The organism is Methylomonas sp. 11b, from assembly GCF_000515215.1.
GTDB lineage: Bacteria > Pseudomonadota > Gammaproteobacteria > Methylococcales > Methylomonadaceae > Methylomonas.
Genome location: NZ_KI911557.1, coordinates 1,982,993 through 2,007,161 on the forward strand (window position 1 = coordinate 1,982,993; position 24,169 = coordinate 2,007,161).

Genomic DNA, 24,169 nt, shown 5'->3' on the forward strand with positions numbered 1-24,169 from the left:
TTGTGCCTGCCTTCGCTCGTTTCAGGACACCCACACTTCATGAGTAAATAAGCCCATTTCAAGGGGAGCAATAGCTTGTGCATGCGAGCTGATTGATACGAATTTCCAACGCCAGACCCGGCCAGCGGAATTCATTTTGTTCCCTACTTTTCAAAGGTAAGTTATGTCCTCGAGCAAACTCAATCTTTTTAGCTTTACCGGCAAAATGCAGATTTTGCACATGAGCTGGCTGGCGTTTTTCATTAGCTTTGTGGTGTGGTTCAACCATGCGCCGCTAATGTTGGCGATTGCCGAGAGCCTTAAACTCAGTCAACCGGAAATTAAAACCATCTTGATACTGAACGTGGCGTTGACGATCCCGTCACGGATTGCGATTGGTATTTTGGTGGATAAATTTGGCCCCAAACGCACCTACTCAAGCTTGTTGGCGATCAGCAGTATTCCCTGCTTCATGTTTGCAGCTGCCGACGACTTTCAGCAATTAGCCCTGGCGAGATTTTTGATGGGTTTCGTCGGCGCCGGCTTTGTCATCGGAATCCGTATGGTCGGCGAATGGTTCCCGGCCAGACAACTCGGTGTTGCCGAAGGCATCTACGGCGGCTGGGGCAATTTCGGCTCAGCCGCTGCGGCCATCGCCTTACCGTCATTAGCCTTGGCATTCGGCGGCGAAAACGGTTGGCGTTATGCAATTGCCTGCACCGGCATCATGGCTTTGCTCTATTCGGTGATTTATTTTTTCAGCGTCAGCGATACGCCCCAAGGTTCGACGTATTTCAAACCCAAGAAAGCCGGCGCGATGGAAGTGACCAGCATCTGGGATCTGTTCTTCTACATTCTGATGACCATTCCTTTGTATGCAGCGCTAAGTTTGCTGACCTGGAAACTGTCGCCAACGGGCATGAAGCTGTTATCCGGTGACGCCACAATCGGTCTTTACATCGGGATTTGGCTATTGTTTCTCTACAACTTGTACAAAATCGTGCATGTTAATCAGGAACACCTCACCCAACCCATTGAAGCGATACACCAATACAAGTTTAAACAGGTTGCCATTCTGGATCTGGCATACCTGGTGACCTTCGGCTCCGAACTCGCTGTCGTCTCCATGCTGCCGCTGTTTTTCCACGAGACATTCAAACAGACGGGCATCACCCCAGTGCAAGCGGGCTTATTGGCATCGAGCTTCGCGTTCATGAACCTAGTCGCCCGGCCTGGCGGCGGCTGGCTGAGCGATAAGTACGGTCGCAAATTGTCGTTGAGCGTTTGTGTAATCGGTTGCGCACTGGGCTATGCCGCCATGTCGCAAATCAATTCGGAATGGCCGATTGCCATGGCGTTTACCGTGACCTTTTTGTGTTCATTTTTCGTCCAGGCGGGATGCGGCGCGGTCTACGCAATGGTGCCTTTGATCAAACGCCGCATGACCGGGCAAATCGCCGGCATGGTCGGTGCTTACGGCAATGTGGGCGGAGTCACCTTTCTGACGGTATTGTCTTTCGTCACACCGGAAGCCTTTTTTCTCACCATCGCCGGCACCGCCGTCGTGGTCGCATTGGCAGTGCAATTTATCGAAGAACCCGCCGGCCACATGGCAGAAATCATGGAAGACGGCAGCGTGGCCATGATCGAATTAGTCTAACCAGCAAAGCATCCCTTCGTCATCTGCCGAAGATTGTTATAGCAATTTTTAACATTTAGTGATTTGGAGAAATACCCATGATCGAAGCATTATTGGCCGTCTTAACCCTGACTTTAATCGTTTGCTGGCGTTGCGCCTGCCAAACATCCAGCGGAGAACACTACGCTGCTCAACAACCCGCCCAGTCCCAAAACAGCCCTTTTTTGCCGGAAGATGCCGTTCTGAGACGGCATGTCATTTCCCTGGTCCACCACGAAATCGAAGCCACCCTGCCCCCGCGCCCCAGCGACTCGGTGTTACTGCGTCATCACCAAGCTTTGCTGATGACTAAACTGGAACAGCGCCTGACGGAATTGCGCCATTACCGCGCCTGCTAAGCCACGCACAACTTCAATTATCCGCAGCCTATGGCCAAAACCTTATCAGTCAAACTCGGTTCGCACAGCGACAAAGGTGTGAAACCCGAAAATGAAGATTGTTGGGGCGCTGTCGTCCCTGCGGAACCGCAACTGACCCTAAAAGGCATCGTAGCGGGTATTGCGGACGGCATGAGCGGCAGTGAAGCCGGCAAGGAAGCCAGCCATTGCTGTATCACCGCGTTTCTGGAGGATTACTACAGCACGCCGGATTCCTGGTCAGTAGCCAAAGCCGGACAAAAAATCCTGTCAGCTACCAACTCCTGGCTGCACAGTCAGGGACAAATACGCTATGCCTCGGTAAAAGGCATGGTCAGCACGCTCAGTGTGTTGGTGCTTAAATCCAACACCGCCCATATTCTGCACGTCGGCGATTCTCGAATTTATTTATGGCGGCAACATGGGCTGGAGCAACTGACGCGCGACCACAGGCTTTGGGTGTCCAACGACAAAAGCTATCTGAATCGAGCGATGGGTATCGAACCGCATTTGGAAGTGGATTACAAATCGCTGACCGTCGAAAAAAACGACTTATTCTTGATGACTTCGGACGGGCTCCACGATTTTATAAGCGAGCACCACCTAAAAACGCTGCTCTCGCAGGATTCCGATCTGCAAACCCTTGCCGAAGTCTTGGTCAAAACCGCCCTGGCTAACGGGAGCAACGACAATGTGACCTGCCAACTGGTTCGAATCGACGACTTGCCGCAACTACGCGAAGACGAAATATTGCGACATCATGGGCACTTGCCTTTCCCACCGCCACTGGCACCCGGCATGCTGCTGGATGGCTACCGGATCGAAGCGGAATTGCATGCCAGCAAGCGCACCCAAATTTACCAAGCCTTCGATACGCTGCATAACCGGTGGGTCATTTTGAAGACGCCGTCGGTGCTGTATAACGACGACACCCATTATATCGAGCATTTTTTGCACGAAGAATGGGCTGGCAAACGAATCAACCATCCCAACGTCTTAACGGTACTCGAATCCGACCGCACTAAAAGCTGTCTTTACTATGTAACCGAATTTATCGAAGGGCAAACCCTAAGACAATGGATCAGTCAGAACCCCAAGCCGGAGATCAAGCGGGTTCGCACCCTAATCGAACAAATCGCCAAAGGGCTGCGCGCTTTTCATCGTATGGAAATGCTGCATCAGGATTTGAAACCGGAAAACATCATGATCACCGAGCAAGGCAGCGTTAAGATCATAGACTTCGGTTCGGTCAAGATCGCCGGCATCGCCGAGATCACCCCACTCGACCGGAATCAAGCCGAGAATATTCTCGGTACGCTGAACTACACCGCACCGGAGTATCACTTAGGTCAATCCGGCACGGTGAAGTCGGATTTATTCTCCTTAGGCGTCATCTGTTACGAAATGCTCAACGGCAATTTGCCATTCGCCAACATGCCGGAAAAACCCAACCGCAACAATCTCGAGCGCCTGGTTTACATTCCCAGCATCCGCCGCAACGAGATGGTGCCGATCTGGATAGACGGTGCCTTGAAAAAGGCCACGACGATTTCGCCACGGTTTCGGTATGACGAATTGTCCGAATTCCTGCACGACCTATCCACTCCCAACCCGCAATTTCTGAAAGCGGAAGATAAAATCCCACTTATAGAGCGCAATCCGCTGTTGTTCTGGAAAAGTACGACAGCGCTGTTCTTTCTGAGCAGCGTCGTTTTACTGTTCTTACTGAGCAGGCAATAAGCTCATAAACGCAGCCATCGCTGAATCTGTAGCCAGGGGTTTACACCGGCCAACCGATTGCATAACCCATTTTAGCGATGTTCATAGAGCCACTTTCGATATTTGGCCTCTACCGCTTGACCACCTAGTTTTACTTTGGCAAACCGTCTTGTACGGCTTATTTGTGTTCGTTTGTTTTAAAAAACCGCCTCTCTCAGCTCAACGGGCCGCCCCATGCAAAGCCTTAAATAGACTCTGGCGATGGCAATGCCATTAATCACAAAGGACACGGTAATCGGCGCGGCAAACCAGGGGTGTTGGCTACTGGCATGTGACAACAGCAAATCCTCGCCCAAGAATGCCGGCGTAATCGGAAAGCCAACCAAGCCCAGGAAGCTCAAAAATAGCATCAGCGACCAACCAGGGCGGGTTTCTGCGAAGGCCCGGAATACGAAAGGCTCATCGGCAAAATGATAATGCCTCAGCAACACGCTCAGCGCCCAGATGCCCAAGATCCAGGATGGAATAATGCCGCTGAAGAACAAAGCCACATCGGCCCAAGCCGAAGGCACCATCAACCACACCGCCACACCGGCCAAAATGCTGCTCAAGGCCACGCTATGCCAAACCTGGAAGGGGCTGTGTTTGTTGCTGAACGCGCTCAACGATACCACGGCCATCGCCAGCGAAATCGGCATAGACAGGTAAATTCTGGCGACGCTGCTGACGCCGGATGCGGCGATAGCGATGATCGCCAACAGGGCAAGGCCCGCCAAAATCTTGATCCACAGGCTCACCGCGTTCAGTTGCCGACCCAGGTTTTTGAGCGGCTCCCATAAAATCTTCTTCACCAATAGTTCCAAATGCCCTTCCTGCAGGGCAAATACATACAAGGTGTTTTGCAAAACGTCAGGCAAGGAATCGCGAATCGACGCCGGCAAAAAAGTCAGTTGATCATTGTTTTTAATATAAAAATCGCTATCGACATTCCCTTCAACCCGCAGTAAATGAGCGACGATGGATGGCGACACCAGCAATTGATAGCAGCGCAAAAACGCGTTGCCCATAAAGTGCAGCAACACCAAGTCTTCCAGGCCTAATGCCAGCTCGACGAACATAATCCCTACTTGTGCGATGGAGGCGTAAGCCACTTGACCTTTGATATTGGATTGGGTCTTTTCCGCCAGCGTCGCGACAAACACCGTCAACACGCCGATACTCAGAACAATCAAACGCGGTAGATAGTGATAACTCCAGATCGGCATGGTCCGCAATAACAGAAACACCCCTAAATGAATCGACAAGGCTCCATAGAAAATCGCACTGGACGGTGTTGGCCCTTCCATCGCACGCGGCAACCAAAAACTGAACGGAAACTGCGCCGATTTGCCGGAGGCAGCCAAAATAATCAGCCAGGATAAAATCGACAAGGAGGCATACCCGGCCGGCGGAATATTGTTGGGATCGAACATGGTCAACAACTGGCTAAAATGTTGGCTCTCGTGAAACAGCAAATGGCTCATCCAGGTACCGACCAGTAGTCCTACATCGCAAAAGCGATAAATCGTGTAAGCGCGCAAGGCGTTACGTACCGGTTGCGGCCGATGCCGATAAAAGGCGATCAGCAGGAATGAGGATATGCCGACGATTTCCCAGCCGGCAAACAGCATATCGATACTGCCGGACAGTACGATCAGATTCAAGCCGAAAGCAAACCCAAAAATGGCCTGAAAGAAGCGTTTGTAGCCCGCTTCCCGGTGCAAATAAACCCGGCAATATTTCACAATAGCCGAAAACACCGCCCACACCACAAATAGATACGCCGCACCGACCCTATCCAGAAAAAACAGCAAGGGGAACTGGTAATCGTCGTGTTGATACAACACCAGCCATTGATATTCAAAGTTAGCGAAGCCATGGCCCGCCCACGCAGCCAGCAGGCCCAATACCGCGATACCTTTGAGCCGGGTCATCCATAGGCTGATCGCGGCGATTCTATGCTCGTTGTCCGGGCTGAAAAAAATCAGCAAAAAACCGATTAACGGCAATAACACGCATGCCAATAATAAAATACTCATCCATGCCTCCTTTCCAATTCGTGGACCGGAATGGTCCGGGTTTGTCCCACAATGATTTTTTCTGAGCGACTAGCAACCGGCAACGGTCTGCCCGCCGCTGGTTCGGCCACCTTCCAGCCATCGTTACTGTACAAATACAAGACGCGGCTAACCGGATCGCAAGCCACCAGGCGTATCCACTCGTTATCCAGCCATTCCCGCAAGCCCCCCAGCATGGCGATCGCCTGATCCGCTATCTCGGTAGTCTGTTCCACCACCATCAGCAAGCGGGCCGGCTCGTGCACCTCGATCATTTGCGACGGCAAGCCGGTGCGCAAATCGCCTTCCACCCCGTTGGCTACGCCCAACAGACCGATCACGTTATGCGGCAGCTTGGTGCCGGCGCCGTAGACCGAATTATCGATGCGAGAAAATAGGTACTCCAGATTGATTCCGCCACAAACCGGAATCACCGCCGACAACACCTTGACCAATATCGAGCCGTCACTATCGCTATTGGGGTCGTATGATTGCAAAAACGCCCGTCTATCCATGAATAGATGCCGGGTCAAATCGCGCCGCCCTACTACACAATACAAATTATTGGAATGATTGAGTTCAGGGCGCGGCTCGAAAATCGACGAAGCTCGCGCCACCACATGGCGATGCGCTTCTTCGTTTTTATGAGATTTTGGCCCCAACTCGAACCAACGGCAGCGTTCTCGCGCATTACGCTGCAAAGCATGCTGCATGCTGTGTTGGAAACTGTGAAGCTCATGACGCGCGGCCTTATCCAGTTGCTGTTGGTCGAAGTAAGTGATCTCGTCGCGGCTGGTATTGTGCAAAGCAGGGACAAAATGTGTACTGTCTGGAATGTCTATACCTCGTTCACGCAGGATGTCGCGCACCTGCGGATAGTTGGCCATCCAGGCAAAGGCCCGCGCATTGGGTGCGCCGGGCTTGCCGGAGCAAGCACCGCAATCATAGGCGGCGAAATGCGGGTTGTTGACGCTGCTGGAGCCATGCGCCACTACTACGACCAACGGCGCAAACTGCTTTGTCAGCCCAATGTTGCGCAGCAAGCCACCCACCCGATCGGCCATTTCCGTCAACGAAAAACCCAGCAGGTAGCCGTCTTCATTGAGTTCATCGCTCTCGCGCAGCAAATGCAAATGACCATGGGCTTCCACTTCACTTAAGCTTTGGATACCCGGCAACTGTCCGCCGGGGCGCAACACACTCCAGCCCAATCGTAAGGCGTAAGCCAAACCCAGGGTTTGCGTGTACAACCACCCGCGCACCATGGAATGCGCACCAAAATGCATGGTCGACAAGGATTCGCCCTTCTCCGATTTGTTCAGGTTTGGCTTATCCGTGGATTCCAGAATCAAATGTTTGGGCTTGATCACCACCGGACATTGCGCCACCGGATACACATCGTCCAGACCTTGATACAGAAAATCGATACCGAAAAATCCCGGCGCACCGAAGGTTTCGATTCCCGGATCCATTTCTTCCAAGTAACGCCTCAATGAACATTCTCTATCGTCGATGCAAAACAATGCCTGCACTTTAGGCTGATGCTCCGCTGCCGGGTCAATAGGGGCTTGTTCACGCAGAGCAAGCAACAACTCGGAATGCAGCGACCACTCCATCGCCTCGTGCCACACGCGCATTTTCAAAGGCACTTGCGGCTTGGTTGCATCACGTTCCAATAAGGGAATTTCATGTAAATTAGGCAGTTGTGCGATCTGTAAAAAACGGTGCCCATGTTTTTTATCGATAAACGCCAACTCGCAAGCCAGTTCCACCGCCAACAATTCTTTTAGCGAAATAGCTCGAGGCGCCAAAAGCACATTGGGTTGGGTTTCGATAATTCGCACCATCCCGGACCAACCGGGATGCGCCAGCAATACTTCCAGGAGATATTGCCCGTACAATGATTCATCGCCGACGATTTTAGCCAGACAGTTCAAAATCACCTGATCAGGGCCGGCATCCAGCATTTGCCGCACCACAGGCTGATGAAACGGATAAAGAGGTAACAGGCTGTTTTGCACCAAGCGCAAGACGCAATCCCAAAAGCGCTCGTCCGGTTTCGGCATCGCCCAACGACTAATGCCTTGATCGAGAAAATTACTTAGCAATCTGAACATCACCGGATGCACCATACCGTTTAAATCGATTTCCAATCGATTCAACCAGGCGCTGCGAATGCCGTGGTTAGCCAAGGACTGCGGTGGATAATGACTGTGACCGTCGGGCTGAAATAAAGAAGCCCGCAAAGACTCTTCTTGATAAACACTGCAATTGGCCTGCGCGATCGCCCAGTCCAGCGCTTGATCGCTGATGCGGCCTTCGTTATAGCGTTTCAGGTAATCGGCCAAGGGCAAATAGCTTTTCGCACCATACACCTGAGCCGCCACCGCGACCCCTTCGTGAAACGGATAGTCCTGCACGGCATGCAAGGTGTTGTGGTGAATAAAATCCTTGATTGGTCCCTGGCTGGGCAGCCAATGAGCGATGTGCTCGATTGCCGCATCCAGATCGAAAGCAGCGTTGTGAACATTTTGATGGTCAGAAGCAGACATCTGTAACTTAAACCTCGCTAGTCAAACAGAAGTTGAGGCAAACAGCCTCTTATGCTTCACTTTGCATAGTGCGTGCCAAATCCCTAAACCCTTACATACCGCCGTTTCCAGCTTATTATTTAAATCCCAAGTCAAGCACCATCGGTGCAAATAAACCATCCAACTGGTTGAAGCCGACGAATCAACCAGACCAGCAAATCAAATCGACAACAATTTTCCGGGCGACCACGGCCACAACCCTTGATATATCTGTACTGACGCAGTTCGTGCAAAATTGGCATGTTTCTCGCTGTACTTTGGTTTTCCTTGGCTTCTTGAGAAAAACCATGAACACATCTTCTTCGGCCACCTTGCCAAAAACCGGGCTTCCCGGTTTAATCGAAAACTGGCGTAGCGATCTGCTATCCGGGTTCTTAGTGTTTTTGATTGCCCTGCCTTTGTGTCTGGGTATCGCCATGGCGTCGGGCTTTCCACCCATGTCCGGCATCATCACCGCTATTATTGGCGGCGTACTGGTATCCAGAATCAACGGCTCTTATGTGACGATTAACGGCCCAGCCGCTGGATTGATCGTGGTAATCGTCGACGCGGTGCAGGCTTTAGGCGAAGGTGATGCAATGGCGGGTTACCGTTACACACTCGCGGCCATTGTGATAGCCAGCGTACTGCAAATCCTTCTCGGGGTTTTCAAAGCAGGCAAACTCAGCGCCTTTTTTCCCTCATCGGTCGTCCACGGCATGCTGGCAGCCATCGGCATCATTATCATGGCCAAGCAAATTCACACGTTGCTTGGTGTGAAACCTGCCGCCAAATCACTATTGGGCACCATCGCCGAGATTCCGCACTCCATCATGGAATTCAATCCCGAAGTGACCTTGATTGGCCTATTGGGTTTAGCGTTGCTGATCAGTTGGACGATGATCAAAAATCCTACACTGAAGATGATTCCGGCCCCCTTATTAGTGGTATTGGTAGGTCTTGGCTTGGGTCAGTATTTCGATCTGGACCATATCCACGAATACATGTTTTTGCAGGATGAACCGATTCTTGCACATCACGTATTTACAATAGGCCCCGCCTTTTTGGTTGCGGTCCCGGAAAACTTCCTCTCCGGATTTTATTTTCCGGATTTTTCCAAAATCGCCACGCCAGAATTCTGGACATCGGTGATTACCATCTGGCTGGTCGGCAGCTTAGAAAGTCTGTTGAGCGCCTCAGCTGTCGATAAGCTCGATCCCTACAAGCGCAACTCCAACCTCAACCGCGACTTGACTGCCGTTGGAATTGGTAACTTAGTCGCTGGCTTGATTGGTGGCTTGCCGATGATCGCAGAAATTGTTCGTAGCTCGGCGAATATCAACAACGGCGCCAAAACCGGCTGGTCCAACTTCTTTCACGGCTTGTTTTTATTAATCTTCGTGGCGCTGTTTCCTAAGTTGATACATGAAATTCCCTTAGCTGCGCTGGCGGCACTCTTGGTATTTACCGGGTTTCGCCTGGCCTCGCCAAAAGAATTTGCAAAGACGCTGGCGGTAGGTCTGGACCATTTCGCAGTATTCGTCATCACCATCCTGGGTGTATTGGCAACCGATTTGCTGGTCGGCGTGGCGATAGGTATCGCGGTTGAACTGGCGATTCACGTCAGCCGAGGTTTAAAGCTGCGTAACGCTTTTTCGATGGCTTTTCATGTGCGTCAAACCGATGTTGATACCCACCACATCGAGGTATCCGGCGCGGCCGTGTTTTCCAACTTTATTACGCTGAAAAGCTTGCTGGCCGATTTTCCACAACGCAAAACCGTATTTTTTGATTTGACCGAAGCCAATTTGATCGACCATACGGTAATGGAATTCATCCACCACTTTGCTGAAGATTACAACCAAGCCGGAGGCCGCTGCCAAATTGTCGGCCTGGACGATCACGAAAGTTATTCCGACCATCATCTCTCGGCACGTCGCAAAATTGCGCTCTGACCCGGTTTAGCGTCACGCGGCTGCAACAACGGTCGCGTGACGCCTTAGCCGTCTTCAGCGCTACACTTTAACAATATCGCCAAAAGCCCATTCCTCTCCCGACGACACCGGGAGATGCGGCCGCTTTTGCTTAAATTTTGGAGAATCGTCATGCACACGCTATCGCGAACATTCTTTTATTCCTGCTACGTATGCTCGCTACTGGCTATATCGAACACTGTAAACGCCGCTGAATTGCTTGAGGACTCCGGCGCCTGGTTACAAGCCGTGGCCGAAGGCAGTATGGGCTTTATCGATCCTAGTCTGAAAAACGGGCGCATCTGGCTAGAAGGCCAATCACGCTTCGATGGTGATTGGGGCCATTGGTATCAAGGCATGGTTCGCACAGCTGCCGGTTATTCCTTGAGCGACCGAGCCACCCTCTGGGCAGGTTACACTTGGCTGCCCACCCAAAACATCGGTAAAGCTTATGTCTCGCAACAGGATATTTGGCCGGCATTCCGTTATGTGTTGCCCACGGAGATAGGCACTTTTACCTTCCGCACAATGTGGGAAACCAACTTTCTAAACGGCAGCCAATTACGCGAACGGCCCCGGCAAATGATCAAATTCATGCACCCATTCGACTTCGAACCGCGCTTGAGTTTGATTGCCTGGGATGAAGCCTTTTACCGGGTCAATTCCACCACTTTTGGCGGCAAATCAGGGTTCGATCAAAACCGCGCGTTTGCCGGCTTCGGTTGGAGCTTCAACAAAAATGTTAGAACCGAATTGGGTTACATGAACCAATATCTCGATAACGCCAATCACAGTGCGGCGACGATGCGGCATTTGGGCATGGCGTCGGTGTTTGTAAATTTCTAATCGACGCCTCGCCAAAATTGTATGCACGAATAAAAAAATCAACCTGATAGGGGCATATGAAAATTAACAACACAATTTCGCCTAGCCTATGGGCCACGGCACTAGTACTACTCACAAACCTGTTCGCTTCCCAAACGGCACAGGCCTTACCAAGTTTCGCCCGGCAAACCGGCATGCCATGCACATCCTGCCACACCCAAGCGTTTGGTCCCAATCTGAACGCGTATGGCCGATCGTTCAAACTGAACGGTTATACCTGGGGCGGTAACGAATCGGCTTTGAGCCGATTTGGCGGCATGGCTATGGCCTCAATCAGCAATACCAAGAAAAATAACGACGACATCCCGAATGATCACGTGCTAGCCAATCGCGGGTTCAACAGCAATAACAACGTCGCCTTTGATCAAGCCTCGTTATTCTATGGCGGTAAAGTATTCGGCAAAATGGGGGCTTTCGTTCAATTCACCTACGACGGCGTGGCCAGCCGCTTTGCGCTGGACAACACAGATATTCGCATAGCTAACGACGTGGATTGGCTGGATCAAAATTTCGTTTACGGCGTTTCATTCAATAACGGCCCAACCGTTCAAGACCTTTGGAATAGCACACCCGCCTGGGGCTTCCCGTACGCGTCATCGCCGTTTGGCCCTAGCTATGCCGGCCCGATTATTGACGGGGTGGCCGGCCAAGTGGGCGGCGCAACGCTATATACCATGATTAACAACACGTTCTTCTTGGAGGCCGGCGCTTACAGTAGCTTTGCCAAATATGTACAAAAAGGCATGGGGCAATGGAGTCCCGACGGCACGGTTAAAATTAACGGTGGAGCTCCTTATTGGCGAATCGGTCTACAACACGAAGCGAAAGGACATTATGTCTCGCTGGGCCATTTTGGTTTCCGCACCGATATTCAACCCGATCCCAATGCGCCGGTCACCGACCGTTACACCGATCTCGGCGTTGATTTCAATTATCAATACCTTGCCAACCCGCTGCACATATACGAAGTCAAAGCCAACTATACGCGCGAACAACAACAATTATTCGCGACGTACAATGGTGGCGACGGTTCTGAGCGCATCAATCAGCAGTTAGGCTTTTTTGGGTTGAACGGTACCTACACCTATGACCAGACCTATGGCATAACCGCCGGTTTTAATCATATCTACGGTAATCGGGATAGCGTCGTTTACAGTGCGTCGCCAACCAACAAACCTAATTCCGAATATTTCACATTTGAATTGGATTACGTACCGTTTGGTAAAAAAGCCGCGACGGATGATTCCTACTTGAATTTGAAGTTCGCCGCCCAATATATCGCCTATACGCGACTGAACGGCGCCGATAAAAATTACGACAATACCGGCCGCAACGCCAGCGATAACAACACGCTATATTTCAACACCTGGCTAGCGTTTTAACGATCTACCTTGACTATGAGCCTCACAGGCATAGTCGGCTCCTGCCTGACCGGCACTTCGGTGCCGGTCTTTTTTCCTCGACTCAATACCCGAATACTATGCAATCACCCAACCGTTACCGACGTTTTGCGGATATTTCCACCAGTGAACGCATTCTTAATACCGTATTTTTGTTGACCATAGGTCTAGCCTACATCATGGCTTTGATCAATATGTACTATACCCATCAAGGCCGAGACGGCAAACCGGGCCTCTCGATAGAAGACATCGTCATCATGTACCACGGTTCCAGCAACCAAACGCGTTTGGGTTCGGCAATTTCCGGCATTATGGAGCCGAATCTGAAATACAAAAACGACAAGGACGTCATTCTGAAATGGATACACGATGGCGCCGAAAAACCCGCTTATGAACAAGACATTGTCCCCATTCTGAATCGGGACTGTGTGCATTGCCATACGCCCAGCATCAATCCGTCGTTACCGGACTTAAGCAATTATGCTGGCGTCGCAGGCGTCGCGCATGCCGGCGGAGCGACACTACCCGCTTTAGTCCGAGTCTCGCACATCCATCTTTTCGGCATCGCCTTTATCCTATTTTTTATCGGCAAAATATTTTTGCTTTGCGATATGAATATATACGTTAAACGGGTGGCGGTCGTGATACCGTTCGTGGCGATGTTGTTGGATGTGCTGTCTTGGTTTGTCACGAAAAACATTGCCCAGTTTGCTTACGTCGTCGTGCTAAGCGGCGCGCTGATGGGCTTGTCGATGGGCGTACAGATATTATTGAGTATCCAACAAATGTGGTTTTATCGAAAAAATTAGCCTGCGAATCTGAGCAACAGACGCGCATACATATTTTATTACCGACAAACCGAAGCGGTTAAATTCGAACAAGCAGATGCCTTTTCCTGATCCTCCTCAGGCAATTGCTATAATCAAAACGCCAAACACGGAGCCGACATGAACCGCTTCATTATTGTTTTCATCATATTTTTTAATGCCATAGCCTGTTCCACTGAGCCTAGACTAGACCCTGCTGCGGCGCAACAATCATCAGACACCCGCCCGGCATTGGCAAAAAGTGACAAGCTCCCCGAACCGCCGGAAACCGGCGAACCCGCCATGCATGCCATCCAAAACAATCGCCTGCAACGCGTGATGCAGCAAATCAACGAACTGGTCTACAGTCAACTCAGTGGCGAAATTAACCTTAAAGAACAACGCGAGTTAAAAACCGCGGAAATCGCCAGAATCGCCAACGAGCTGGCTGCTAGCAAAACATCCATTGTGGAAACGCTGCCCACGCTAAACTTAAAGCCGGACGAACAAACCACTTTTCTCGCATTGGCCGATAAATTGCGCATGAGCGCGGCGCAAATGCGAGAGCATGCTGACAACTATCAACTGCAAGCGATTCCGGCAACATTGGATACCATCACCAATACCTGTATCTCCTGTCATGTATTATTCAGAAAGAGCCGGAGTTTATTAGAAAAATGCAAAGACCCCCGATACACTTGCTAAGAAGCTTTTGATGCTCCACCGGCCTTTATTCATCTGACAATCGATGGTTTCTAATCGCACCATGAACCACCACTTCAAATTGCTCGCCTGTTTGACCGTTCTCAGTCAGGTATTAAAACCCCTGGAAGCATGCGCAGCTGACGGCCATGCCGACCCACACTGGACATACGAAGAACAAGAAAGTTGGGGCGAATTAAAAGACCAACTGTACAAACCACCCTATCCTTACGCGGAATGCGGCATCGGCCAAAAGCAATCGCCGGTGAATATAGAAGCAGCCAACACCCTGAAAATCGAAAAAATCGACGAACTGCGGCCCGATTATGCGGAAATACCCCTTAGCCTGACCAACAACGGTCATACCATCAGAGCCAACACCAGCAAAGGCAAGTTAAACTTCGGCAATAACGAATACGATTTGCTGCAATTTCATTTTCATGCACCCAGCGAGCACTTGCTGAATGGTATGACCTACCCTCTGGAGATTCATTTTGTCAACGGTACTGCCGACGGCAGGATGGCAGTGCTGGGCGTACTGGTCAAAGCCGGCGCACACAACCCGGCATTCCAGGAAATTCTTGAACAATCGCCCAAGCAGATCGGGAATACTGCCAATCCGCCGCTGATGATCCGCCCCGCGCGCTTACTGCCGGAACATACTCAACATTTCTATACCTATGCCGGCTCGTTAACCACCCCGCCCTGCAGCGAAGGCGTGCAATGGTTTGTCCTCCAGGACATCTTGGAAGTATCGGAACAACAGATAAGAGATTTCAGCAGCAAGTTCTATCACGACAATGCTCGCGCCGAACAAAAACTAAACGGTCGGGTATTGGACGTTCATTAAAACTGGCATGCCCCAACTCCAACAGATCGTAGTGCGTGATCTAGCCATATTCATTGCTGCAAAAACCACGCACACGGCTTTAATACCGTATAAATACCCCATGAGAACTAACAACAACGACCTATCCCTACACATTTTGCCGAATTCGGCCACGATGGTAGGTGTTTGTATTATGGTCATCAGCATCGTGAAAGGTCAGCCTTCAGATATGGTTGGCTATGTTATCGACAAGGCGCTGGCGATAGACAGTTTGCTATTCACCATCAGCGCACTACTATCGTTTTTATCGATTCGACTGGAGCGGTCAACAATAGGCTTGGAACGCTGGGCGGAAGTGCTTTTTATAATTGGGCTGGTGTCGATGACAGTCATTGCCGTCATTTTTTCCTTTGAAATTGTTTGATCTATTTTGACTACCAATCCGCGAACATTGGCCCCTTTTGAAAGAGAGATTTAACGTGATTTTAATGTGGAATTAACATTGAGTTCATGACCGACCGATAAATTAGACCTCTCTAATTAATCTATAGGCGTATGGAATATGAAAACGATAAAAAGCTTGTCAATAAATCTATTGGCTATTATCTCGGTGTTGTCTTCATTACCATCGGTTGAAGCGGCAACAAACGTCCAAATCGGCCCAAGCGGAAAAACCTTTGCATCATCCATGGTTCAGTGCGCCGTAAACCCAGCAACCGGTTTGCAGGCCGCAACCGTGCAAACCGGCTTATTCAACCCAAAACCGAAAGATAAGGCCACGATCACTCTCAATGGAGGAGCTATAGCTAAGGTTAGTGCCGCGCAATCCTCCGCCAACGTCTGGCTTTACGACGGCAATAACACTGTAGTGGTCGCGCTGTCCGCCAGAACAGCCGACACTTACACTTTTACCGTACAACCGGGCTTCTGCAATTTACCGGATACGTCAGGTAACACGTTCAGCGCCGACAGCACCCTAGAATACGCCGCCAGCGGTAAATCCTATACTCTTACGACCCCTGGCTGCGCCTTGAATCCCGCCACCGGCAATACTCAGTTTTTTGTCAACCTGTTCGATAACGGTAGCTATTTGCTGAATGTATCAATCAACGGCACGCCTTTAACCCAATTGAACGGAACCACCCGAAGATCAGTGCCTATCTTTCTGGGTGCGGGTTTAAACGTAATTTCGGCCGCCAATGGCACACTGTCCACCGACTACTACGTTAGAGACGGCGGAAACGGCATTTGCACCTTACCTTAAATCGGAATTCGAATTTACGGCAAGAGTTAATTATCTCTCGATTCGCTGCCAAGGATTGGCGGCATTTTTTAAAGCTAAAAATTCCGACTACCCGGCGAGCGCTTAATCCGCTTAGCCTACCCCAAATGCCCGCTGCCGAGTGCGCCTGGCGACACTGCAACGGTTCCGCCATAAAATCCAGCAAACGTTCAACACGACTTGCTCCCGCCACCCGGAATGCTTGCCTCAACGGCTGGGTTTTTCCGGCCAATCCCCGAAAACCACTGGTTTAAATAAACCGTATTTGTTGTAAATAACCACTGGCTTGACCATCCCTAACTAGAAACAAGGTTGAAATCAGCCAAATTTCCGACGTTTACTTGGTATGCAGACACCTTGGCAAACTAATTGCTGACATTGGTTACCAACCACGTTCAATGGTTCGACCACGGTGACTAACCATGAAATACCAGCGTTTAATCCAAAAAGCGGCATTAGGCTTGCTAGGCTGTTTGACGGCGATGCAGAGTAACGCTCAGAGCATACCTTTATCGATAGACGAAGCCCTGGTTCTGTTTTACCAACGCAATCTCGATCTGATCGCCGCCCAATACAATATCGACCAATCCCGCGCCGATGCGGTGATTGCCGCAGCGATACCCAATCCGACCTTGGGGGTACAAATTTCGGAAATCAGCAACCGGCCCAACATGGGCTCGAACGCCAGCGGCTGCAATCACGATCCCAGCGTTTCGTGCGGTCCGGCCGAATATTTCTCCTTCAGTCAGTTAATCGAGGTGGCGGGAAAGCGCGGCCTGCGCATCGAAAGCAGCGGTTTTGCCACCCAGGCGGCGGAAAGCGATTTTCGGGATGCGGTGCGCATCTTTTCCAATATGGTCAGAGACGCCTATTACGACTTGCTGTTAGCGCAAAAGAATCGCTGGTTGGCACAGGAAATTGTCGATCATTACCAAACCATCACCAAGGCCAATCAACTCAGAATGAACAGCGGCGATATCGCCGAATCCGATTTTCTGCGGGTAAAAATGGAAGCCATGCGCGCCCAATCCGATCTGGATACAGCGCAAACCGCGGTGGAACAGGCGCGAGCCGGTTTGGCGGTGATCTTACGCTGGCCGAAAGACGGCCTGGCATTTGAGGCCAAAGAGCAATGGCCTGAGGTCAAAGACCTTGGGCAAAACGGCTCGATTGATGCCTTAATGCAGACTGCTTTAAAGCAACGCCCGGATTTACTGGCCGATAAACAAAGAGCCGCCCAAGCCGAAAAAGAACTGGAATTGGCCCGACGCCTGAAATACCCGGATGTAACGGTCAATGCCGGCTATGCGCGTGATCCCAGCAACAATGCGCTGAATTCGTTTTTTGTCGGCGTGAGCGTGCCGGTACCGCTGTTCGATCAATATCAAGGCCAATCTGACAAAGCGGCGGTGTCTTTAAACCAGAACCAACTGGCGGTGGAACAAACCGAGTTGCGCATTCGTAACGAGATCACCACTGCCTTAGCGACCTGGCAAAGCGCGGACAAAATCGTACAACGTTTTCAAAGCGGCTTGCTGGACGATGCGCGGGCGGTGCGCAACAGCGCTGAACTCGCCTACAGCAAGGGAGCCACCAGCGTGCTGGACTTTATCGAAGCACAACGCAGCTACAAAAATGTGATGCGCGATTACAGCCAGGCCCTGATCAACCGCGCCAATGCATATTACGATTTGGCCAAAGCCGTGGGCGAGGACCTGGGAAATGACAGCGCCGCCAGCGACCAGGCCTCCGAACGCACTCAAATGCAAATTCAATAGCAGGTTTGAACGCATAATGGACATCAAAAACCCCATGCAATCGCTCATCAAAATACCACCGGTTTATTGCGTATTGCTGGCCGTCGGCATACTGACGGCTTGTTCCGATGGCGCCGACCATGCGCCTAAACCGCCAAAGCCGGCCATTCCGGTCGGTGAAGTCGTCCTGGCACCGGACTCACCGAAAAAAGCCTACGTCAAAACCGCCAAACTAAGCCTGGCTCAACATCCTTTACTGGAACCCCTGGCCGGTAAAATCGTATACGACGAGAGTTTGACCTCGCGCATTAGTTCGCCAGTGGCCGGGCGAGTGATTAGCAAGCCCATCGCACTGGGCACAGCGGTTCAAGCCGGATCAACCTTGTTGGAACTGGACAGCCCCGATGTTGCCGACGCCGAAGCCGACTTTGCCAAGGCCCAAGCCGCTGCCACCTTGGCCGAGCACAGCTTGACGCGCCAGCAAGAGTTATTCGCCGGCAAAGCGATTTCCCGCAAAGAATTGGAACAAGCGCAAAGCGACTTAAGCAGCGCCCGCAGCGACCTGCAACGCGCGTCAGACCGCCTAAAAAATCTGCACTTGTCGGCCCGGCAAGCCGATGGCCGCTTTGCACTGCGCGCGCCGCTCGCCGGGGTGGTGGTGGAACGCAATGTCAATCCGGGCTTGGAAGTCAGGTCGGATTTTGACAAGCCCTTGTACGTAGTCACCGATCTGCAACATCTTACGGTGTTAATGGAGGTATTTGAAATCAATATCGGCAAAATCAAATTGGGCCAGAAGGTAGCCGTAACCGTACCCGCCTACCCCGGCGAAATATTTCCAGCGACAGTGGAATACATCGGCCAAGTACTCGATGAAACCACGCGCACAGTGCAAGTGCGCTGCAAACTCGATAATCCGGAGGGTCGGCTGATGCCGGGTATGTACGCCACCATCACGGTAGAAAGCGCAGCCGATGATTTGGCTTTCGTGATTCCACTAACCGCCGTGTTTACCGAAGGCGACGCCGATTATGTGTTTATTGCGTTAGACGACAATCGTTACCGACAACGCCGCGTCGATATAGGTTTGCGTTTGAAAGACCAGGCGGTGGTCACCCAAGGACTGGACGCCAACGAAATGCTGGTGACCGCAGGGGCGTTGATGTTGCGCGCCGAAGAAGAAGTCGAAACCGAAAGCACCCACCAGCCCTAGCGCCTTACCCAGGACACTGACATGATCGAGCGTCTTATCGCGTTTTGTTTACAACAACGGCTGATGGTCATCGGTGCCACACTGTCCATCGCCGTATCCGGCATCATCGCCTTTGAAAATCTACCGGTGCAGGCCTTCCCCGATGTACAAAACGTTTTTGTACAGGTAGTCACCCAATTTCCCGGCCAGGCACCGGAAGAAGTGGAAAAGCAAATCTCCCTGCCCATCGAGCGGGAAATGAACGGCCTGCCGCATCTATTGAATATGCGTTCGGTATCCATTTTCGGCTTATCGGTGGTAACGCTGACCTTCGATGACACAGCCGAGGATTATTTCTCCCGGCAACAAGTGCTGGAACGTCTGCAATATGCCGACCTTCCCGACGATACCAAACCACAATTGGGGCCGTTATCGACGGGCGTCGGCGAGATTTTGCGTTACGTGATCGATGCGAAAAATCTACCGTTAGTGGAGCAGCGCGCCTTGCAGGATTGGATCATCGAACCCCGGCTGCGCTCGGTACAGGGGGTTGCCGATGTCGTCGGTTTCGGCGGTGGGGTGAAAGAATACAAAGTCGCCGCTAAACCCGACCGCTTAAAAAATTATCGCGTCGATCTCAACCAAGTGTTCGCAGCCATCGCCGCCAATAACACCAATACCGGCGGCGGCTACATAGAACACGGCGATGAAGCCTTGGTGGTGCGGGGTACCGGCTTGTTGAAGTCTGCGGAGGAAATCGGCGAAATTGTCGTCGCTACCAACGACGGCGTACCGGTGCGCATCAAAGATGTGGCGGATATCAGCGTCGGGCCGCAACCACGCAATGGCATGGTCGGCATGAATCAGCGCGATGATGTGGTTGAAGGCATCGTGCTCTTAATTAAGGGTCGTGATGCGGTGAATGTGCTGAATGGCGTGAAACAGAAAGTCCAGGAACTCAACGACTTCGGCTTGCCGCCCGGCGTGAAAATCACGCCGTTTTACGATAGAACCGAGCTGGTCGGACATACCATCCATACCGTCGAACATAACATGATCGAAGGCGCGGTCTTGATCCTGATCATCTTGCTGGTGTTTTTACGGCGCTTTGTCGCGGCGCTGCTGGTGACCTTGATTATTCCCTTATCTTTGCTGTTCGCGTTCATCCTGGTGGATCTCGGCGGCATCTCCGCCAACCTGATTTCGCTAGGCGCCATCGACTTCGGCATCATCGTCGACGGCGCGGTGGTGCTGGTGGAAGCCGTGATGGTGCAAGTGACGCTGGATTTGCAACGTAATGCCGACATCCGGCATTTGCGGCAATCGCTACTCACCACGGCCACCGAAATGGGCCGCCCCATCCTATTTTCCAAAGCCATTATCATCATCGCCTTTTTGCCGATTTTTACCTTCCAGCGCGTCGAAGCCAAAATCTTTTCGCCGATGGCTTATACCCTGAGCTTTGCCTTGGTAGCGTCCATGCTGTTCAGTCTGACCTTCGTACCGGCGATGCTGACCTATCTGTTGGGTCCGAAACTGGCTGAGCAACACAATCCGCTGGTGCACGCGATGGAAACTCGTTACCGTCAGTTGCTGGAATGGGTATTGCGCCATGCGCGGGCAGTATTTATCTCCGCCATCACCGCCTTGGTGTTGAGCTTTATGTCGGTGAAACTGATAGGCACCGAGTTTATGCCCAAACTTGACGAAGGCAATATCTGGCTCACCATCACCCTGCCGACGCCGGTGTCTCTAACCACGGCCAAACAATTGGAAAGACAGGTGCGCGAAACCCTGGAAACCTTTTCGGAAGCCAAAACCATCATCACCCAATTGGGACGTCCGGAAGACGGCACCGACCCCAAAGGTTTTAATAACTTGGAGGTGTTGATCGATCTGAAACCTAAGGATACCTGGCGCTATAAGCGAAAAGACGATTTGGTACAGGCCATGGATAAAGCGCTGGCGATTTTTCCGGGCATCCTCACCAACTTTTCCCAGGCAATTCAGGACAATGTCGAAGAAGCCATTTCCGGCGTAAAAGGTGAAATCGCCATCAAAATCTTCGGCAGCGATTTGCAAACCTTGCAAGACCGAGCCGATCAAGTCACCCATATCCTGGCCGGCATTCAAGGCGCCACCGACGTCGCCGCCGAACAGCAAGCTGGCTTGGCGCAAGTCATCGTCGATATCGACCGGGCCAAGGTGTCGCGCTACGGCATCAATGTCGCCGACGTGGAGCGGGTGATGGAAATCGGCATGGGCGGCAAAGCGGCATCGCAATTTCTGGAAGGCGAACGCCGCTTCGACATCACTTTGCGTTACCAGGATAGCGCCCGCAATTCGGTGGCCAATCTGGAAAGCTTGACGGTGCAAACCCCAAGCGGCCAGCGCATCCCCATTTCGGAGCTGGCCACCATCAAAATCAATCAAGGCGCTTCCCGTATCAGTCGCGAAGACAATATGCGGCGGATTGCCATCAAATGTAATCTGATCGACCGCGACCAGGGCAGCTTCGTCGCCGAAGCTCAACAAAAAGTGGCAGCGCAAGTTGATTTACCGCCCGGCTATAACATCGTCTGGAGCGGCCAATTCGAGAATCAGCAGCGGGCGATGAAACGCTTGTCTGTGATCGTACCGATCAGTCTCGGACTCATTTTCGTGTTGCTGTTCTGGGCGTTCATGTCGATCAAAAATGCCTTGCTGATCGTGATGAACGTGCCGTTCGCCATGATCGGAGGCTTGCTGATTTTATTAGCAACCGGTATCAACCTGAGCGTGTCGGCGGCGGTTGGCTTCATTGCCCTATTTGGGATTGCCGTCCAAAATGGGGTGATTCTGGTATCACAATTGAACAAGCTGCGCCGAGACGGCCAAAAATTGCATGACGCGATTGTCAATGGCTCGGTGAGCCGCTTGCGGCCGGTGGTGATGACTGCCTTAATGGCGATGCTGGGTTTACTGCCCGCCGCGTTATCGACCAGCGTCGGCTCGGAGACCGCCAAGCCGTTTGCCATCGTCATTATCGGTGGATTGATCACTGCCACCCTTTTGACCTTGACCCTGCTACCCGCGCTATATCGTTACTTTGCCGAACCTGACGAGCTTTAGGGGACTACTATGAAAGAAATTCGCGCTTATGTGCAGCCGCACAAGCTCAGCCAGATCACGATGGCCTTGATGGAGATACCGGGCTTTCCTGGGATGTCGATCGTGGATTGCGAAGGCTTCGGCCGCGAGCGGACGGAGCACAGTCAAGACTACAAGCCGTTTCTCGTGAAAAAGCGCCTGGAGATTTTCGCGCCGGACGACTTAGTGGAGATTATTTTCGAGACCATCATGCGTAGCGCCCACAGCGGGCATCATGGCGACGGCAAGGTGTACATCCTGGACGCGCTGGAAGGCGGCCGCGTCAGCAGCGGCGAGCGGGACAAGGATTTAGGCTGAACCCTATGTGCCATCTATCTCTCCCGACATGTTCCTACGGCGCGCTGTTGGCGCTAACACTTAGTTTTGCCAACGCTGAAGCCACGGAACACCCATCTGATGGGGAAGACGCTAACTTTTCGTTTATGCAATTGCTGGCCGACCACGCTCTGCACGATACGGTCGACGAGCGCTGGAATGCTTATGGCCAAGCCACTTATATTTCCAGCTGGAAACCGGCCTTCCCGGCTCAATACACCAACCTAAATGGTACGCCGCATTCGTTGTTGCCGAATGCCGAGCGCAGTTTCACCGGCACAGTCACGGCGTATTTCGGCTTGAAAGCCTGGCAAGGCGGTGAAATTTATCTAGCGCCGGAGATGATTTCCGAACTGCCCTTGTCCGACTTAAAAGGTCTCGGCGGCAGCATCCAAAACTTTGAATTGCAAAAATCCGGTTCGGTCAGCGCGACTTGGTATAAATCGCGTTTCTATTTAAAACAGACTTTCAATCTGGGTGGCGACAGCCATTCGGTGAGCTCCGGGCCCATGCAATTGGCCGGCAGTTTTAATAGCCAGCGCTTGGTCATTGCCGGCGGCAACCTCAGTGTCCTGGATATTTTCGATAAAAACAGCTATGCCGCCGATTTGCGCCAGCAGTTTCTAAACATGGCCTTTCTAACCAATGCCGCATACGATTTTGCCGCCGATGCCCGAGGTTACAGTGTAGGCTTGGCGGCAGAATATTATTTTGACGACTGGACCTTTCGCCTGGGCCGCTTCGCCACCCCGCAAAATCCAAACGACTTACCGCTGGATTTTCGGCTGTTCAAATACTACGGCGATCAAGCGGAGCTTGAGCATCGCCATGAACTTTTTAAGCAACCGGGTGCGATCAGGCTATTGGCCTATCGTAACCGCGAACGCATGGGGCGCTGGGACCATGCCATCGCCGCCTACCAAGCCAATCCGGCGCAAAACGCCGCGAATTGCACCAGCTTTAACTACGACTCGGCTAATAGCAGCGCCCCCGATCTGTGCTGGGTGCGAAGAGCCAACGTCAAAATGGGCATAGGCATCAACATGGAGCAACAGTTGGTTGATGGTGTCGGCGTGTTTTTACGCGGCATGGTCAGCGACGGCAAAACCGAAGTGTATTCCTATACCTCGGCGGATCGCTCGCTATCGTTTGGCACGTTAATCGGCGGCGAGAGTTGGGGCCGACATTACGACGCACTGGGGATCGCCTATGCCACGAGCTGGATTTCCGCGGGCCATGCCGAGTATTTACGCCTGGGCGGGGTGGACGGTTTTATCGGCGACGGCAATCTGCGTTACCGGCCCGAACAAGTAGTGGATATTTATTACAAACTGCGCTTGCTGCAGTCCGCCTGGATGACGCTTGATTACCAGCACATCGCCAACCCCGCTTACAACGCGGATCGCGGACCTGTCGATGTGTATGGTGTCAGGGCGCATTTTGAGTTTTAGTCTAGCCC

18 protein-coding genes are annotated in these 24,169 nt (G+C 51.9%); 16 read left to right on the forward strand and 2 right to left on the reverse strand.

All coding sequences use genetic code 11. The features are described 5' to 3' along the window. Positions 1-163 precede the first annotated feature (163 nt). The 3 genes from METH11B_RS0109580 to METH11B_RS0109590 all read left to right on the forward strand — a co-directional run bounded on the left by METH11B_RS0109580 (position 164) and on the right by METH11B_RS0109590 (position 3,774). A complete protein-coding gene (locus METH11B_RS0109580; RefSeq protein ID WP_026601858.1) occupies positions 164-1,639 on the forward strand; it encodes a NarK family nitrate/nitrite MFS transporter in 1,476 nt (491 codons plus the stop codon). A 77-nt stretch (positions 1,640-1,716) separates the two neighbouring features. Continuing rightward, a complete protein-coding gene (locus METH11B_RS0109585) occupies positions 1,717-2,016 on the forward strand; it encodes a hypothetical protein (RefSeq protein WP_026601859.1) in 300 nt (99 codons plus the stop codon). 30 nt (positions 2,017-2,046) lie between these two features. Beyond that, positions 2,047-3,774 carry a bifunctional protein-serine/threonine kinase/phosphatase gene (locus tag METH11B_RS0109590; protein ID WP_026601860.1) on the forward strand — a complete coding sequence of 576 codons (1,728 nt, stop codon included), beginning with the start codon at positions 2,047-2,049 and terminating at the stop codon, positions 3,772-3,774. A 176-nt stretch (positions 3,775-3,950) separates the two neighbouring features. On the opposite strand, the gene METH11B_RS0109595 is transcribed toward METH11B_RS0109590, so the two are convergent. Both METH11B_RS0109595 and METH11B_RS0109600 read right to left on the reverse strand, forming a co-directional pair. Then, positions 3,951-5,831, reverse strand: coding sequence for a proton-conducting transporter transmembrane domain-containing protein (locus METH11B_RS0109595; protein ID WP_026601861.1), 1,881 nt, complete (start codon positions 5,829-5,831; stop codon positions 3,951-3,953). Next, on the reverse strand, positions 5,828-8,401 hold the full coding sequence (locus METH11B_RS0109600; protein ID WP_026601862.1) for a YbcC family protein: 2,574 nt from the start codon (positions 8,399-8,401) through the stop codon (positions 5,828-5,830). Before METH11B_RS0109600 ends, METH11B_RS0109595 begins: the two co-directional genes overlap by 4 nt. 326 nt (positions 8,402-8,727) lie before the next feature. Here METH11B_RS0109600 and METH11B_RS0109605 point away from each other — a divergent pair, with 326 nt between their 5' ends. The 13 genes from METH11B_RS0109605 (at position 8,728) to METH11B_RS0109675 (ending at position 24,161) form a co-directional block, all read left to right on the forward strand. After that, positions 8,728-10,374, forward strand: coding sequence for a SulP family inorganic anion transporter (locus METH11B_RS0109605; RefSeq protein ID WP_026601863.1), 1,647 nt, complete (start codon positions 8,728-8,730; stop codon positions 10,372-10,374). A gap of 150 nt (positions 10,375-10,524) precedes the next feature. Then, on the forward strand, positions 10,525-11,238 hold the full coding sequence (locus tag METH11B_RS0109610) for a DUF2490 domain-containing protein (protein WP_026601864.1): 714 nt from the start codon (positions 10,525-10,527) through the stop codon (positions 11,236-11,238). 56 nt (positions 11,239-11,294) lie between these two features. Next, positions 11,295-12,659, forward strand: a complete 1,365-nt coding sequence (locus tag METH11B_RS0109615; RefSeq protein ID WP_036275760.1) for a hypothetical protein — start codon at positions 11,295-11,297, stop codon at positions 12,657-12,659. A 98-nt stretch (positions 12,660-12,757) separates the two neighbouring features. Next, positions 12,758-13,486, forward strand: a complete 729-nt coding sequence (locus METH11B_RS0109620; RefSeq protein ID WP_026601866.1) for a hypothetical protein — start codon at positions 12,758-12,760, stop codon at positions 13,484-13,486. A gap of 138 nt (positions 13,487-13,624) precedes the next feature. Then, positions 13,625-14,188 (forward strand): hypothetical protein, encoded by a 564-nt coding sequence (locus METH11B_RS0109625; protein ID WP_026601867.1) that lies wholly within the window; start codon positions 13,625-13,627, stop codon positions 14,186-14,188. A gap of 61 nt (positions 14,189-14,249) precedes the next feature. Then, positions 14,250-15,035, forward strand: coding sequence for a carbonic anhydrase (locus METH11B_RS0109630; protein ID WP_197026944.1), 786 nt, complete (start codon positions 14,250-14,252; stop codon positions 15,033-15,035). 172 nt (positions 15,036-15,207) lie between these two features. After that, a complete protein-coding gene (locus METH11B_RS26620; protein WP_026601869.1) occupies positions 15,208-15,438 on the forward strand; it encodes a hypothetical protein in 231 nt (76 codons plus the stop codon). Positions 15,439-15,576: 138 nt separating this feature from the next. Next, a complete protein-coding gene (locus METH11B_RS0109645) occupies positions 15,577-16,278 on the forward strand; it encodes a hypothetical protein (RefSeq protein WP_231499607.1) in 702 nt (233 codons plus the stop codon). A gap of 440 nt (positions 16,279-16,718) precedes the next feature. Beyond that, the gene (locus METH11B_RS0109655) at positions 16,719-18,074 is read left to right on the forward strand and encodes a TolC family protein (RefSeq protein ID WP_026601871.1); all 1,356 of its coding nucleotides are present in this window, start codon (positions 16,719-16,721) and stop codon (positions 18,072-18,074) included. 16 nt (positions 18,075-18,090) lie between these two features. Further along, entirely contained in the window at positions 18,091-19,266 is a 1,176-nt protein-coding gene (locus tag METH11B_RS0109660) for an efflux RND transporter periplasmic adaptor subunit (protein WP_026601872.1), read from the forward strand. Positions 19,267-19,287: 21 nt separating this feature from the next. Then, positions 19,288-22,356: an efflux RND transporter permease subunit gene (locus tag METH11B_RS0109665; protein ID WP_026601873.1), complete on the forward strand. Its 3,069-nt coding sequence runs from the start codon at positions 19,288-19,290 to the stop codon at positions 22,354-22,356. Positions 22,357-22,365: 9 nt separating this feature from the next. After that, entirely contained in the window at positions 22,366-22,692 is a 327-nt protein-coding gene (locus METH11B_RS0109670; protein WP_020482909.1) for a P-II family nitrogen regulator, read from the forward strand. Between the two features lie 5 nt (positions 22,693-22,697). Continuing rightward, the gene (locus METH11B_RS0109675; RefSeq protein ID WP_231499608.1) at positions 22,698-24,161 is read left to right on the forward strand and encodes a carbohydrate porin; all 1,464 of its coding nucleotides are present in this window, start codon (positions 22,698-22,700) and stop codon (positions 24,159-24,161) included. Positions 24,162-24,169: the final 8 nt, after the last annotated feature.

Coding starts and splice junctions, on each gene's coding strand:
- METH11B_RS0109580 (WP_026601858.1), top strand. CDS start 164: ATGTCCTCGAGCAAACTCAATCTTTTTAGCTTTACCGGCAAAATGCAG.
- METH11B_RS0109585 (WP_026601859.1), top strand. CDS start 1,717: ATGATCGAAGCATTATTGGCCGTCTTAACCCTGACTTTAATCGTTTGC.
- METH11B_RS0109590 (WP_026601860.1), top strand. CDS start 2,047: ATGGCCAAAACCTTATCAGTCAAACTCGGTTCGCACAGCGACAAAGGT.
- METH11B_RS0109595 (WP_026601861.1), bottom strand. CDS start 5,831: ATGAGTATTTTATTATTGGCATGCGTGTTATTGCCGTTAATCGGTTTT.
- METH11B_RS0109600 (WP_026601862.1), bottom strand. CDS start 8,401: ATGTCTGCTTCTGACCATCAAAATGTTCACAACGCTGCTTTCGATCTG.
- METH11B_RS0109605 (WP_026601863.1), top strand. CDS start 8,728: ATGAACACATCTTCTTCGGCCACCTTGCCAAAAACCGGGCTTCCCGGT.
- METH11B_RS0109610 (WP_026601864.1), top strand. CDS start 10,525: ATGCACACGCTATCGCGAACATTCTTTTATTCCTGCTACGTATGCTCG.
- METH11B_RS0109615 (WP_036275760.1), top strand. CDS start 11,295: ATGAAAATTAACAACACAATTTCGCCTAGCCTATGGGCCACGGCACTA.
- METH11B_RS0109620 (WP_026601866.1), top strand. CDS start 12,758: ATGCAATCACCCAACCGTTACCGACGTTTTGCGGATATTTCCACCAGT.
- METH11B_RS0109625 (WP_026601867.1), top strand. CDS start 13,625: ATGAACCGCTTCATTATTGTTTTCATCATATTTTTTAATGCCATAGCC.
- METH11B_RS0109630 (WP_197026944.1), top strand. CDS start 14,250: ATGAACCACCACTTCAAATTGCTCGCCTGTTTGACCGTTCTCAGTCAG.
- METH11B_RS26620 (WP_026601869.1), top strand. CDS start 15,208: ATGGTCATCAGCATCGTGAAAGGTCAGCCTTCAGATATGGTTGGCTAT.
- METH11B_RS0109645 (WP_231499607.1), top strand. CDS start 15,577: ATGAAAACGATAAAAAGCTTGTCAATAAATCTATTGGCTATTATCTCG.
- METH11B_RS0109655 (WP_026601871.1), top strand. CDS start 16,719: ATGAAATACCAGCGTTTAATCCAAAAAGCGGCATTAGGCTTGCTAGGC.
- METH11B_RS0109660 (WP_026601872.1), top strand. CDS start 18,091: ATGGACATCAAAAACCCCATGCAATCGCTCATCAAAATACCACCGGTT.
- METH11B_RS0109665 (WP_026601873.1), top strand. CDS start 19,288: ATGATCGAGCGTCTTATCGCGTTTTGTTTACAACAACGGCTGATGGTC.
- METH11B_RS0109670 (WP_020482909.1), top strand. CDS start 22,366: ATGAAAGAAATTCGCGCTTATGTGCAGCCGCACAAGCTCAGCCAGATC.
- METH11B_RS0109675 (WP_231499608.1), top strand. CDS start 22,698: ATGTGCCATCTATCTCTCCCGACATGTTCCTACGGCGCGCTGTTGGCG.